Origin of the sequence: Pseudomonas syringae pv. tagetis, from assembly GCF_022557255.1 — a bacterium.
Taxonomy (GTDB): Bacteria; Pseudomonadota; Gammaproteobacteria; order Pseudomonadales; family Pseudomonadaceae; genus Aquipseudomonas; species Aquipseudomonas caricapapayae.
This window is the reverse complement of sequence record NZ_CP092923.1, coordinates 1,079,752-1,092,638: the sequence shown is the minus strand read 5'-3', so window position 1 is coordinate 1,092,638 and position 12,887 is coordinate 1,079,752. Positions and strand designations below refer to the sequence as shown.

Below are 12,887 nucleotides of genomic sequence, written 5' to 3'. Positions count from 1 at the left end.
TTCCCGAAGGTATGTCCCGTTTGTATCAGATGTGCTTCAAAGCGGATATCGGATTTGTCTGATTCGCCGCTTTCAGGTCTGCGCGCCTAGCTCAAAGGGGTAAGGCACTCAGGCGCATTGAGTTTCGGGTCATTGACCAGGTTGGCCAGAGGCCGCTCTCGCAATGCAGTCTGCGGGGCGGCCAATAATGCTTGCAGGGTTGGCAATGGCGTATCGGCGGCCAGCCAGTCCTTCTGTCCTTGAGCATCGAGAATCAAGGGGCGACGCTGGCTCGCGGCTGCCTGGGTGACCACCGCCACGCTCAGATAGGTATGCCCCTGCACCGGATACGCCTCCCATATTGCCGCAAAAAACAACGCAGCCCCCTCCCCCGGCGTCAGCCAGAACGGTCGCTTGCGCACCGTGCCGCGCCACTCGTAAAAGCCGTTGGCGGGCAGCAGGCAGCGGCGATGGGTAAAGGCGTCGCGAAACATCGGTTGCTCGGCCACCGTTTCGGCCCGTGCGTGGGCCGGGGTCTTCGACAGGTCGGTAAGCCAGGCCGGGGTCAGCCCCCAGCGCGCACGCACCAGCTCGATACCGCCCTCGTTCTCGGCAGCGCGCATGATCAACACCCAGTCGGCTGGCGAAATGTTCCATTGCGCCTGTTGATCGGCAGGAAAACCGGGCAAGGCGGCAAAGGCAGGGGTCCAGCGAAACAGGGCGAAGCGTCCACACATGGGGGGTTATCAGACTCTTTTGATCGTGCTCAACACACGAGGATGTCGGGAAAATCATCCGGCAGCTCATCGCCAGACAAGGGCGAGGCGCTATTGTACGCAGTGATCAGCTCGCGTGCCCGTGCGACCTGTGCATCGTCGACCTTGAGCGCCAGAAGCCCGAGGCCCGGCAGCTCGCCCATCGCACCGAGCAGATCGCGACCAGCCAGATGCGCCTTGACGCCCTCGCTGGCGAGCATTGCCAGCAGCAACTCGGCCTCCATCAGGTTCTCGGGCTCATAGATCTTCTGCATCACTCGTTCTCGCTGCGAACGTCCAGATTCCAGTCTTCGCCGTCGGTCTGCAGGTTGAAAATGATCGGGCGGCAGCAGACCGGGCAGTCTTCAATATACTGTTGATCGCCACCGGACAGGTCCAGTACGGCTTCGACAGGCTCCCCGCAATAAGGGCAGTCGTAACTCTCTAATTCCTGCATCACGGTCTCCGGGATCAGTTATGCGTATAATTGCCCCATTCTTCAGAAGGCTGTTTTAACAAATCCGTCTTCTTTTTACCCTATCCGATTCCAACAAGAGAGCATGATGGGCGAATTTGATGCCATCCGACCTTACAACGATGCAGAAGTCCCCGCCGTCTTGGCACGTCTGCTGAGCGACAAAGCCTTTCTCGCAATTCTGACCCGATTTCGCTTTCCCCGCCTGGCGGGTGCGTTCGGCTGGCTGCTGCAGCCAACGCTGGCGCGCAAACTGCGCCGCGAGTTTGCCGGTATCGACTCGGTCGCCACGCTGCAGGACAAGGTCGAGTATTACGTCGACCATACCATCGAGCGCGCCACCGACGGGGTCACCTACACTGGCGTCGAACAGCTCAAGTCCGGTTGTGCGTACCTGTTTCTGGCCAATCACCGCGATATCGTCATGGACCCGGCATTCGTCAACTATGCCGTGTACCACGCAGGCCTGCCAACACCGCGCATTGCCATTGGCGACAACCTCCTGCAGAAGCCCTTCGTCAGCGACCTGATGCGCCTGAACAAGAGCTTCATCGTGCATCGCTCGATCAGCGGGCGGCGCGAGAAAATGGCGGCCTATCAATTGCTGTCGGCCTACATCAATCACTCGATTACCAAGGACTGCCAATCCATCTGGATCGCTCAGGCCGAAGGCCGTGCCAAGGATGGTGACGACCGCACCGAGTCGGCGATCCTCAAGATGTTTCACATGAGCCGCAAGGATGAGCCGTTTGGCGACGTGATTCGTTCTCTGAACCTGATCCCGGTATCGATCAGCTATGAATACGACCCGTGCGACAGCGCCAAGGCCCGGGAGCTGTACATTCGTGCAACCACCGGCTCTTACACCAAGACGCCGGGCGAAGACGACGTAAGTATCGCTCTGGGAATCACCGGTTATAAAGGCCGCGTACACGTCAACTTCGCACCGCCGATCACCGAGCAGTTCGAGGACACCAAGCAACTGGCCATCGAGATGGACCGGCAGATTCTCGGGGGCTATCGCCTGTTTCCGGTGCATTACCTTGCGTACGCACAATGGAGCGCTGCCGACCCGAGTCTCGACGTTCCGCCAGTTGCGACCCTGTTTCCCGCCGATGAGCTGGAGCGCGCCCGGGATGAATGGGAAGGCCGCCTGGCTGGCGTGCCGGTCGAACATCGCCCTTACCTGATTCAGCAGTACGCGACACCGGTCCGCAACCAGTACCGCGTCAAGGCTGGGCTGCCACTCTAATGTGTCCGGGAAAAACCTGACCTATCGTTCCTCACGCTCCGCACAGGCATGCAGTTCTGGACGCTCTGCGTCCGACCTTGAGCGCTTCAGCGCGCCGTGACGCAGAGCGTCACCCAAGGCATTCCCGCGCTGGAGCGTGAGGAACGACAGGTGTACGGGAGGGCGCACATCATGCCCATGCTCCGCGAGGTCATGCAGCCCCGAAACATCCAGCATGACAATTCTCTGCCGGTGTCACCCCAGCGTCATACTTCGCCTGCATTGTGTGGCTCCTCAAGAAACGGACTTCCCTCTTTTTGGAGCTTGTCATGCTGCACGCAAAAAATCAGGACCGCCTTTATCTCATTGCCCCGAGCGATGAGCAGCAAGAATTGATCGATGGCCTGGCCTTCAACGTTCAGGACCGCCACTGGCTGGTCTACTGCGCACTGGGCGGGCATGCTCATCATGATTTGCCGGATCTGGACCAGGCCACCGGTTTCAGTTTTCTGGATTTCTATCAACAGGCGGCCTGAGCCTGACAACGGCTGCGTCGCCGGTCCCGAAAAAGCAAAAAGCCCGGCCCCTTCGACAAGGGCCGGGCTTTTCTTTTTTATGCGAGCCTTACTGCGCTAGGGTAGAACCGATGGTTGCGTCCTGGAAGACGCGGGTCAGCGCATCGCTCAACACGTCACTCACCAGCTTGGTGTTAGTTTCCTGGTTCGGGGCCATACCGAAACGCTGGTCCAGCGATGCGGCATAACGACCGCTGTAGCTGCGCCCGTTATTGCGCACGTCAGCGCGGAACGTCGAGCTGATGGTGGCTTCAGTCACGTACAGACCTTCCTTCGGTGACTGGTACTTCAGGTCTGCCAGGGTAACGGTCAACTGCGGAGCGTTGCCACCTTGTGTCGGCGTGAAGCCCAGCAGGCGCACTGCCGCTTCAGCTTGCGCCTGGAGCTTGGGAACGATATCTGCACCGTTGACGCTGATGGCGCTGGTTTCCGGGTACATGCCGCCACGGGTACCTAGCGTCGGGCCAGGGCGGCCATCGACGACACGCACGACCACAGGCTGACCACGCCCTACGGCGGCGAGCTGTGCGTTGAGCTTGGGAGTGGGGCTGAGTTGTTGCGGACTGTGGGCACAGCCCGCCAGGGTCAAACTGCTTACAGCAAGCAAACCGAACAAAATGCGACGCAGCATGCTCATTTCTCCATGGGCCAGACACTGAATGTGCCGCAGTATAGCGGCCAGTCACAGCCGCTAACCAGAGGCCGCTGACCGTTAGGCTTCGGACATCCGGCCTGCATCGGGGTTCACGCGACGGCGCGGGCTGAGATTGATGCAGCACGATGTAATCAGGGCGTCACATCCGGTCGGCAAACTCGCCTGCATCGCCCAGACGCTCATCCACGTCACAGGAGCTGCGCCATGAATCTTTTCCAGTCTCTGTTTACCGCACGCCGCCAGCATCGCCACTATGCACGCATTGATCAGGCAGGCATCTGCCGCGCGTTCAAGCATTGCGCGCAACGTCCGGCGGGTGTCGAGTGGGTCGAAGTGACCGAGCAAAGACTCGGCTGGCTGAACCAGCCTCTGCCTGCCAGCGCCCGAGTGACGCAGCGTAGCGCGCGCTCGACACGCGGCCAGTTGCTCACCGCCTGACCCGATAGCGAATAAAAGTCATTTAAAGCGATCAATTCCTGCCATTTCATCGCTATAATCTCCCCCCGATTATAAGGACGTCTCCTGATCGGGCCTCGCAGCATTGCTAATCGTCGTATTAGCGCCTTCGTACTGCCCACAGAGAGCCGCCCACACAGGTCATGTGCGCACGAGTGTGCCCGATGAACGGCGAAGAATGCTCGAATCGTATCGAACCTTTCTCGCCTGCCAGCGCCTCACTCTTTAGGCTCCTGACCTGCCAGCGCTGTCATCGCAGCCATTTTGAGGTTTGGTTCACGTTTCCAAAAGGACGTGAAAAACGGGTTTCACTACTTCACAAGAGTGTGGCGAGCAAATGAATAGGTACGCGTTTGTAAATGCACCATCAGCGTCTGAACCGGCTCTCTTGAACAGGACTGACCGCGGCTGCGCCTCCATGACCGGAGCCTGACGCCATCGACAGGAGTCCATCGCATGACGGCCTCCCTGACGATGGTCGAATGGCCTCGCAGGCCTGGAAATGCGTTCATGAAGCATTGATGAACCATGACCGGGCCTGACCGGGACCTGCGCTTTAGATGCGGAAAATTGCGAAGAATCGGTCAGGCGATCCTGGCCAGGAAAGCGAGGGCACCCTTTTGATCCAGACCCCGAACACCTGGCAACCAGCCTCAGGATCGTATGCCGTCAATTTGGTGCTGCAGATTTTGGAGACGCGTTAATGGCGCATAACGAAGCAGTCGACGTAGTACTGGTCGGAGCGGGCATCATGAGTGCCACTCTGGCGGTATTGCTCAAGGAGCTCGACCCCGGCCTCAAGCTGGAAGTCGTTGAGCTGATGGATTCCGGTGCTGCCGAGAGTTCCAACCCGTGGAACAACGCAGGTACCGGCCACGCCGGTCTGTGCGAGCTGAACTACACCCCGCCTGCGGCCGATGGCTCCATCGACATCAAGAAAGCGGTGCACATCAACACCCAGTTCGAGGTCTCGAAACAGTTCTGGGCCTATCTGGCGCGCAAGGGCACCTTCGGTTCAGCCAGATCATTCATCAACCCGGTCCCGCACCTGAGTTTTGTGCAGGGTGAAAACGGCATCTCGTTCCTCAAGACCCGCTTTGAAGCCATGAGCAGGCATCACGCGTTTTCTTCGATGGAGTACACCGAAGACAATGCGAAGCTGGCCGAATGGATGCCGCTGATGATGCCCGGGCGGCCTGCTGACGAAAGAATCGCCGCAACGCGCATGATGAACGGCACAGACGTCAACTTTGGCGCACTGACCAATCAACTGCTCAGCCACCTGTCCAGCGCTCCGGACACGCAGATCAAATACCGCAGCCGGGTCACCAACCTGACCCGCAACGGCGCAGGCTGGATCGTGAGCGTCAAGGACGTGAACGGCGGCGGCACCCGTGAGATAGACGCCAGATTCGTGTTCCTCGGTGCCGGTGGCGCAGCGTTGCCGCTGCTGCAGTTGTCAGGCATCGAAGAGAGCAAGGGCTTTGGCGGCTTCCCGGTCAGTGGCCAGTGGCTGCGTTGCGACAACCCGGAAGTGGTCAAGCATCATCAGGCCAAGGTCTACAGTCAGGCAGCCGTGGGCTCCCCGCCGATGTCGGTGCCGCATCTGGATACCCGCGTGGTCGATGGCAAGAAATCCCTGTTGTTCGGACCGTATGCCGGCTTCACCACCAAATTCCTCAAGCATGGCTCGTTTCTCGACCTGCCGCTCTCGGTACGCCTGGCCAACATCAAGCCGATGCTCGCGGTAGCCCGTGACAACATGGACCTGACCAAGTACCTGGTCAGCGAAGTGATGCAGTCGATGGAGCAACGCTTGGAATCGCTGCGCCGCTTCTATCCGGAAGCGAAAGCTGAAGACTGGCGTCTCGAAATTGCCGGCCAGCGGGTGCAGATCATCAAGAAAGATGCGCAAAAAGGCGGTGTGCTGCAGTTCGGCACCGAGCTTGTTTCGGCGAAGGACGGCTCACTCGCCGCCCTGCTGGGTGCTTCGCCGGGCGCTTCGGTCACTGTATCGATCATGCTGGAACTGCTGGAACGTTGCTTCCCGGAGAAAACCCGCACCGAGTGGGCAGCCAAACTCGACGAGATTTTCCCGGCCCGGGAAAAACTCCTGGAAACCGATGCGCAGTTGTACGAGCGTATCAGCACCCAGAACGACGAGGCCCTGGAACTGGTCGAGAAAAGCAGCCAGGAGCACAGTTTCGCCTGACCTGCTTCAAGGCCCCTGAGCCTGCTGCACAGGCGGCTTGCTGTATAGACAAAAAGCCCCGTGAACTCCTGCGAGTCACGGGGCTTTTCGTTGCGGATGTCAGTCAGAGGTTTTTCGACAACACGGCAATGTGCTCCGGACCAATCCCGCAGCAGCCGCCGATGTGCGTAGCACCGCGTCTGACCCAGTCCGCAGCCCATTGCTGATAGCCCTGAGGATCAAGGTCTTCACGCAACTCATCCAGACCATCGTTGGCTTTGGCATCCTTGGGTTGCGGCGGGAAAGCATTGGCATAGGCACCAATGGCGATGTCGACATTCAACGACTTGAACACTTCGCGCGCCGCGTCGATTGCACCGCCGATCACCTCTGGCTGGCTGCAGTTGAACAGCAGCGTCGCAACCCCCATCTGCGCAGCGGCCTTTGCCGCGTCGGCAACCGGCTCGCCTGAGCGCAAACGCGGCACCTCGTCGGTGTCTTCATCCTGAAGGGTAAACGACAGCCAGAACGGCTTGCCGTCATTGGGCAGCCCGGCGCGGATGGTCTGCGCTTCGAGTATGCAGCTCTGCGTTTCGGCCAGCCACAGATCGACAAACGGCGACAGCCCGGCCACCAGTGGCTTCAAAATATCGGCTGCCCGCTCAGGCTTGTACAGATCAGGACGATAGGAGCCGAACAGTGGCGGAATGGAGCCCGCCACCCGGGCCCGTCCACCCGAAGCGTCGGCCGACGCGCGCGCAAGTTGCCCGGCCAGCGCTGCGAGTGCCTGCCCCTCGCGGGCAAAGCGCTCTTCGCCAATATGAAAAGGCACAACGGCATAGCTGTTGCTGGTAATGACCCGAGCGCCACTTTCGATATAAGCCGCGTGCACCGCGCTGACCGCTTCAGGGGCCTCACTCAATGCCAGCGCCGACCATTCAGGCTGACGAAACGGGGCTCCGCGACGCTGCAGCTCACGGCCCATGCCGCCATCGAGAATTACAGTTGTGCCTTGAGTCATAGATGATCTACTTATATGTATATGAAAAAAACTCATTATGAGTCAGTCTTGTATAACGTATTTAATACGGCGCTTTCATCAAACTACAAATACTTTTTCAGGGGATATCTGTGAATTATCGCGCTCTACTAGGCATTGGCCTGGTCACTTTGGCGGCCTCCACTCAAGCTCTGGCCGGCGCCACGCTGGATCGCGTGCAGAAAAACAAAGAGCTGGTCAACGTCCTCATGGAAAGTTACCCGCCCTTCTCCTTCCTGAATGACAAGAACGAACTGGACGGCTTCGACGTGGACGTCGCCAAGGCCGTGGCGCAAAAACTGGGCGTCAAGTTGCGCCTTGAAACGCCCTCCTGGGATGTCATCGCGGCAGGCCACTGGAGCGGCCGTTACGACATCTGCGTCTGCTCGATGACCCCAAGCAAAGCCCGCGCTGAAGTCTTCAACTTCCCGGTCGAGTACTACGCTTCGCCTGCGGTGATCGTGGTCAACGCCTCGGATGACCGCATTCATTCGGCCAAGGACCTCAGCGGCAAAAAGGTCGGCCTGACCAGCGCTTCCAGCTACGAAAGCTACCTGAATAAGAACCTGGTCATTGATGGGGCAGAAGACAAGCCATTGCAATACCCGTTCGATGACGTACAGATCGCCCCGTACGATAACGACAACGTGGCGTTTCAGGACCTGGGCCTGGGCGCAGGCAAGCGGCTGGACGCCATACTCACCAATCTGGTGACGGCAAAACCGCGTCTGGATCAGGACAAACGCTTCAAACTGGCGGGCGAGTCGCTGTACGAGGAACCCAACTCCGTGGCCATCGAAAAAGACGATCCGGAATGGGACGCCAAGGTCCGCGAAGTCTTCGCCGAACTCAAGAAAGACGGCACGCTCAGCCAGCTGTCGCAAAAGTGGATCGGTGCTGATATCAGCAAATGACTTCCTTCCAGCCCCAGCGCCCACCTGAGCAGGCTGAACAGAGCCTGCTAAAGCGAGTTTTCGGCTTCCGTACGCGGCTTTACCTGACGTGGCTGGTCATGTTCGCGCTGTTCGCCGGCTTCTTCCTGAGTTTCGACCTGAAGCTGTCGATCATCCTCGACAAACTGCCCAACCTGATCGGTCTGCACCTGGCCCCCAACGGCTTTCTTCAGGGTGCGGCGCTGACGCTGTTTGTTTCGGTGTGTTCGATTGCAGTCTCGGTAGTGCTGGGCTTCGTCACCGCCCTGGCCCGGCTCTCCAGCAGTGCAGTGGCGTTCGGCATTGCCAGCTTTTATGCCTCGTTCTTTCGTGGCACACCGCTGTTGATTCAGATTCTGCTGATCTATCTCGGGCTGCCGCAAATCGGCATCGTGCCGGGAGCCATCAGCGCAGGCGTCATCGCGCTATCGCTCAACTACGGGGCTTACCTGAGCGAGATTTTTCGTGCAGGCATCATCGGTGTCGCTGCCGGACAGCGTGAAGCCGCACTGGCCCTGGCCTTGCGCCCGGCGCAGATCTTCTGGCGCGTTACCCTGCCCCAGGCCATGCGCACCATCATTCCGCCGACGACCAACCAGTTCATCTCGATGCTCAAGGATTCGTCACTGATTTCAGTGATGGGCGTCTGGGAGGTGATGTTTCTGGCGCAGTCCTATGGCCGGTCAAGCTATCGATACATCGAAATGCTGACCACCGCAGCGGTGCTGTACTGGATCATGTCGATCGGCTTGGAGTTGCTGCAGTCGCGACTGGAAAGGCATTACGGCAAGGCGTATCAGGCGCGGAAGTAGGACTGAAACGTTGGTTGATTAACTGATAATACATATTACTGTGGGAGCAAGCTTGCTCGCGAAGAGGCGCGTGATTCACAGAAGGCTTATTGTCCGAAATAAAGCCTTCGCGAACAAGTTCGCTCCCACCTGAAAAGCGTTTCAGCCAAATTCAGGTTTCAACCGCGGGCTTTTTCGATCAGCTCGATGTACTCATCGGCATTACGCTGATCCTTGATCAGGGCAACGAAGTCGTTGCCTTGCTCGTCCTTGCCATCGAAGTCGTGGCCTGCTTCCCTGAAAAACACCAGGAAGCGTTCAAAATCGTTGATGCGCAGCCCACGGTAAGCCTTGATCAGCTTGTGCAGTGATGGCGAGGTAGCATCATAGGGTTCGAAGTCGAGGAACAGCTTGATCTGCTCATCGCCAATCTCATCGCCAATCAACTGCTTCTTGTCTTTACGCATTACAGGCTCCAGCAGGTCGCAGACACTTTCACGGGCAGGCAGTTTACCCCTCAGCGCGTGCAGGTCTCAACGCGCACGTGCAGAGGTGGTGTGCAGATCGGCCCAGATATGCCCGTTGGCATAACTCAGGAACTGGCAATAAACCTTCTCGTTGCGCAGCAAGTCGACCAGCACACGGTACTGAGCCAGCGGGTAATAAAGCGTCAGCGTGGTGGTCGGCTCGTCATAGGTGGGCTTTTTCAGGCTTTTGCTGTCGCCACCGTCAAAATGCACAAGCACCTGTGAAATGGACGCGCCCTTGTTCAGTGACTTGCCTTTCAGGCGCATCGACAAGGGGGAAGTGACCGGAATCGGCTGCTGGCTGGATTGCCGCTGGTTACCGGCAACGATGGTGTATTCGGTGACCCGCATCAATTGTTGCTGCTCCGGCGCGCCCTCACGCAGGCTCAGGTCATCAGGCGGCAGGTATTGCTCGTGCATGGGGCTGGCCGCCACCGGCGCAGCAGCTGCAGCCACTGTCAGGCCAGACAACAGCATCCATGCCACAGCACCGGAAATCAGTAGCTTCATCGAGGGTTTCCATATAATTGCGAATTGACGACCGCCCTCTATTTCCAAGCGGCGGTCGTCAGCATGCCTTACATCCCTTTGACGGCATAGATGCCGGCAGCATTACGCCAGTAGCCTTTGTAGTCCATACCGAAACCGAAGATGTAACGGTCAATGCACGGCAGGCCGACGTAGTCGGCTTTCAGGTCCGGGCGGGCCTTGCGATCGTGGTCTTTATCGATCAGCACGGCAGTGTGCACAGCGCGGGCACCGGCGTGTTTGCAGAAGTCGATGATGGCGCCCAGGGTGTGACCCTCATCGAGGATGTCGTCGATGATCAGCACGTCACGGTCGATGAACGAGACTTCCGGCTTGGCTTTCCAGAACAGATCGCCACCGGTGGTTTCGTTGCGATAACGCGTTGCGTGCAGGTAGGACGCTTCCAGCGGAAAGTTCAGGTGTGTCAGCAGCTTGCCCGAGAAAATCAGGCCGCCATTCATAACGCAGAACACCACCGGGTTGCGTTCGGCCAGTTCGGCATTGATCTGCGCGCCAACGCGGGCAATGGCAGCATCCACTTCGGCCTCGGTGTACAGGCAGTCGGCTTCGCGCATGATTTGACGGATATGCTCGAGATCAGCGGACATGGCGCTCTCCAGGTAAGGCAGTTTGAGAAAAGCGGGCAAAGGTACGCATCCGTTCAAGCCAGAGCAAGCGATTCTGGACTAACGTTGCGAGTGTCTTTCAAAAGCCGCGAACGTCGAAGCGTCGAGACGATAACGCACGTGCTTTAAGACAGTAACAGCTGAATAGATTAATCTAGACCGATTTTTGCCCCGCTGGAGCCTTTCCCCATGCCCATCCGTGAGATCCGTCACCCACTGATCCGCCACAAGCTCGGCCTGATGCGCCGCGCCGACATCAGTACCAAGAATTTCCGTGAGCTGGCTCAGGAAGTCGGCGCGCTGCTGACGTATGAAGCCACCGCCGACCTGACCCTGGAAAACTACGACATTCAGGGCTGGGCCGGCACTGTTTCCGTCGAGAAGATCGCGGGCAAGAAAATCACTGTCGTCCCGATCCTGCGCGCCGGTATCGGCATGCTTGACGGCGTGCTCAGCCTGATCCCGGGTGCCAAGGTCAGCGCGGTCGGTGTAGCCCGCAACGAAGAAACCCTGCAGGCGCACACTTACCTGGAAAAACTGGTTCCGGAAATCGACGAGCGCCTGGCAATGATCATCGACCCGATGCTGGCCACCGGCAGCTCGATGGTCGCCACCATCGACCTGCTGAAAAAGGCTGGCTGCAAGGAAATCCGCGCCATGGTTCTGGTCGCTGCGCCAGAGGGCATTGCGGCTGTAGAGCAAGCGCATCCGGATGTCATGATCTACACCGCCTCAATCGACGAGCGTCTGAACGAACACGGCTACATCATTCCGGGCCTGGGCGATGCCGGTGACAAGATCTTCGGCACCAAACAGAAGGACGCGTAACACGATGACGCAGCAGGAGTTCAACGATCCACTGTGGCGCACGATTCTTTCCGGCGCGCAGATGCTGTTTGTCGCCTTTGGCGCGCTGGTACTGATGCCGCTGATCACTGGGCTCGATCCAAACGTGGCGCTGTTCACGGCAGGCCTGGGCACGCTGTTGTTCCAGATCGTTACCGGGCGTCAGGTGCCGGTATTTCTGGCATCGAGCTTTGCCTTCATCACGCCGATCATCCTCGCCAAGGGCCAGTTCGGCCTGGCCGCGACCATGGGCGGTGTCATGGCGGCGGGCTTCGTCTACACCTTTCTCGGTCTGGCGGTGAAAATCAAAGGCACCGGCTTCATCGACCGCCTGCTGCCGCCAGTGGTGATCGGGCCTGTGATCATTTCCATCGGCCTGGCCATGGCCCCGATTGCGGCCAACATGGCGATGGGCAAAACCGGCGATGGTGTGCAGCTGATTCCCTATCAGACCGCCATGCTGATCTCGATGCCGGCATTGCTGACAACGCTGATCGTGGCGGTGTTCGGCAAAGGGATCTTCCGTCTGGTGCCGATCATCTCCGGTGTGCTGGTGGGGTTCGCGCTGTCGTTCTACTTTGGTGTGGTCGATACCAAAAAGATCGCTGACGCTGCCTGGCTGGCCTTGCCGCACTTCACCGCGCCGGAGTTCAACTGGCAGGCGATTCTGTTTATTGTTCCGGTCGCTCTGGCCCCGGCCATCGAGCATATCGGCGGCGTTATTGCGGTCGGCAGCGTGACCGGGCGCGATTATCTGAAAAAACCGGGCCTGCATCGCACACTGTTCGGCGATGGCATCGCTACGACTGCCGCAGGCCTGTTCGGCGGTCCGCCCAATACCACCTACGCCGAAGTGACCGGTGCCGTCATGCTGACCAAGAACTACAACCCGCAGATCATGATCTGGGCATCGTTCTTCGCCATCACGCTGGCATTCATTGGCAAGTTCGGTGCGCTGCTGCAGAGCATTCCGGTACCGGTGATGGGCGGCATTCTGTGCCTGCTGTTCGGCTCGATTGCAGCGGTGGGCATGAATACACTGATCCGCCACAAGATCGACCTGGCCGAAGCGCGCAACCTGGTGATCGTTTCGGTAACGCTGGTGTTCGGGATCGGGGGTGTGCTGATCGGCACCGGCAACGGCCCGAACGATTTTGGCCTGAAGGGCATTGCCCTGTGCGCCATTACGGCGATCATTCTGAACCTGATCCTGCCGGGCAACGACACCTGGAAGAACAAGCAGCTGGATGATCAGTTGCCTTGACGCTTCACTTCTTGACT

The 12,887-nt window shown here is 58.8% G+C and carries 16 protein-coding genes; 8 read left to right on the top strand and 8 right to left on the bottom strand.

Translation table 11 applies throughout. The annotated features are described in order from the left end of the window. Positions 1–86: 86 nt before the first annotated feature. Genes MME58_RS04865 through MME58_RS04855 form a run of 3 tightly spaced genes read right to left on the bottom strand, consistent with a single transcriptional unit; the run spans position 87 to position 1,191 of the window. Complete coding sequence (locus MME58_RS04865; protein WP_054985729.1) at positions 87–716, bottom strand: SOS response-associated peptidase; 630 nt, start codon at positions 714–716, stop codon at positions 87–89. Between the two features lie 29 nt (positions 717–745). Continuing rightward, a complete protein-coding gene (locus tag MME58_RS04860; RefSeq protein ID WP_054985730.1) occupies positions 746–1,009 on the bottom strand; it encodes a putative signal transducing protein in 264 nt (87 codons plus the stop codon). Continuing rightward, positions 1,009–1,191: a CPXCG motif-containing cysteine-rich protein gene (locus MME58_RS04855; protein WP_054985731.1), complete on the bottom strand. Its 183-nt coding sequence runs from the start codon at positions 1,189–1,191 to the stop codon at positions 1,009–1,011. The genes MME58_RS04860 and MME58_RS04855 overlap by 1 nt, the downstream gene beginning before the upstream one ends. A 103-nt stretch (positions 1,192–1,294) precedes the next feature. Here MME58_RS04855 and MME58_RS04850 point away from each other — a divergent pair, with 103 nt between their 5' ends. Together MME58_RS04850 and MME58_RS04845 are read left to right on the top strand one after the other, a co-directional pair. Beyond that, positions 1,295–2,461, top strand: a complete 1,167-nt coding sequence (locus tag MME58_RS04850; RefSeq protein ID WP_055005670.1) for a 1-acyl-sn-glycerol-3-phosphate acyltransferase — start codon at positions 1,295–1,297, stop codon at positions 2,459–2,461. A gap of 308 nt (positions 2,462–2,769) precedes the next feature. Further along, positions 2,770–2,976: a hypothetical protein gene (locus tag MME58_RS04845; RefSeq protein ID WP_054985733.1), complete on the top strand. Its 207-nt coding sequence runs from the start codon at positions 2,770–2,772 to the stop codon at positions 2,974–2,976. An 88-nt stretch (positions 2,977–3,064) separates the two neighbouring features. On the opposite strand, the gene MME58_RS04840 is transcribed toward MME58_RS04845, so the two are convergent. Then, positions 3,065–3,646, bottom strand: a complete 582-nt coding sequence (locus tag MME58_RS04840; RefSeq protein WP_054985734.1) for a YajG family lipoprotein — start codon at positions 3,644–3,646, stop codon at positions 3,065–3,067. A 228-nt stretch (positions 3,647–3,874) separates the two neighbouring features. Between MME58_RS04840 and MME58_RS04835 the strand changes: the two genes are divergently transcribed. Continuing rightward, complete coding sequence (locus MME58_RS04835) at positions 3,875–4,108, top strand: hypothetical protein (protein ID WP_054985735.1); 234 nt, start codon at positions 3,875–3,877, stop codon at positions 4,106–4,108. Between the two features lie 721 nt (positions 4,109–4,829). Next, positions 4,830–6,338, top strand: coding sequence for a malate dehydrogenase (quinone) (mqo, locus tag MME58_RS04830; protein ID WP_055005671.1), 1,509 nt, complete (start codon positions 4,830–4,832; stop codon positions 6,336–6,338). Between the two features lie 103 nt (positions 6,339–6,441). Here the strand turns inward: mqo and MME58_RS04825 are convergent, their stop codons facing one another. After that, on the bottom strand, positions 6,442–7,338 hold the full coding sequence (locus MME58_RS04825; protein WP_054985737.1) for a homocysteine S-methyltransferase family protein: 897 nt from the start codon (positions 7,336–7,338) through the stop codon (positions 6,442–6,444). A 110-nt stretch (positions 7,339–7,448) separates the two neighbouring features. Here MME58_RS04825 and MME58_RS04820 point away from each other — a divergent pair, with 110 nt between their 5' ends. Together MME58_RS04820 and MME58_RS04815 are read left to right on the top strand one after the other, a co-directional pair. Continuing rightward, positions 7,449–8,270 (top strand): ABC transporter substrate-binding protein, encoded by an 822-nt coding sequence (locus MME58_RS04820; RefSeq protein WP_054985738.1) that lies wholly within the window; start codon positions 7,449–7,451, stop codon positions 8,268–8,270. Beyond that, a complete protein-coding gene (locus tag MME58_RS04815) occupies positions 8,267–9,100 on the top strand; it encodes an amino acid ABC transporter permease (RefSeq protein ID WP_055005672.1) in 834 nt (277 codons plus the stop codon). Before MME58_RS04820 ends, MME58_RS04815 begins: the two co-directional genes overlap by 4 nt. Before the next feature lie 158 nt (positions 9,101–9,258). Here MME58_RS04815 and MME58_RS04810 read toward each other — a convergent pair whose 3' ends face one another. The 3 genes from MME58_RS04810 to MME58_RS04800 form a co-directional block, all read right to left on the bottom strand. Then, positions 9,259–9,546 (bottom strand): PA4642 family protein, encoded by a 288-nt coding sequence (locus tag MME58_RS04810; protein WP_054985740.1) that lies wholly within the window; start codon positions 9,544–9,546, stop codon positions 9,259–9,261. A 66-nt stretch (positions 9,547–9,612) separates the two neighbouring features. Further along, the gene (locus tag MME58_RS04805; protein WP_054985741.1) at positions 9,613–10,116 is read right to left on the bottom strand and encodes a hypothetical protein; all 504 of its coding nucleotides are present in this window, start codon (positions 10,114–10,116) and stop codon (positions 9,613–9,615) included. 68 nt (positions 10,117–10,184) lie between these two features. Beyond that, complete coding sequence (locus MME58_RS04800; protein ID WP_002552171.1) at positions 10,185–10,742, bottom strand: hypoxanthine-guanine phosphoribosyltransferase; 558 nt, start codon at positions 10,740–10,742, stop codon at positions 10,185–10,187. Positions 10,743–10,949: 207 nt separating this feature from the next. On the opposite strand from MME58_RS04800, the gene upp reads away from it, so the two are divergent. Together upp and MME58_RS04790 are read left to right on the top strand one after the other, a co-directional pair. Then, positions 10,950–11,588: a uracil phosphoribosyltransferase gene (upp, locus tag MME58_RS04795; RefSeq protein WP_003365583.1), complete on the top strand. Its 639-nt coding sequence runs from the start codon at positions 10,950–10,952 to the stop codon at positions 11,586–11,588. Between the two features lie 4 nt (positions 11,589–11,592). Continuing rightward, positions 11,593–12,870, top strand: coding sequence for a uracil-xanthine permease family protein (locus MME58_RS04790; protein WP_055005673.1), 1,278 nt, complete (start codon positions 11,593–11,595; stop codon positions 12,868–12,870). Positions 12,871–12,887: the final 17 nt, after the last annotated feature.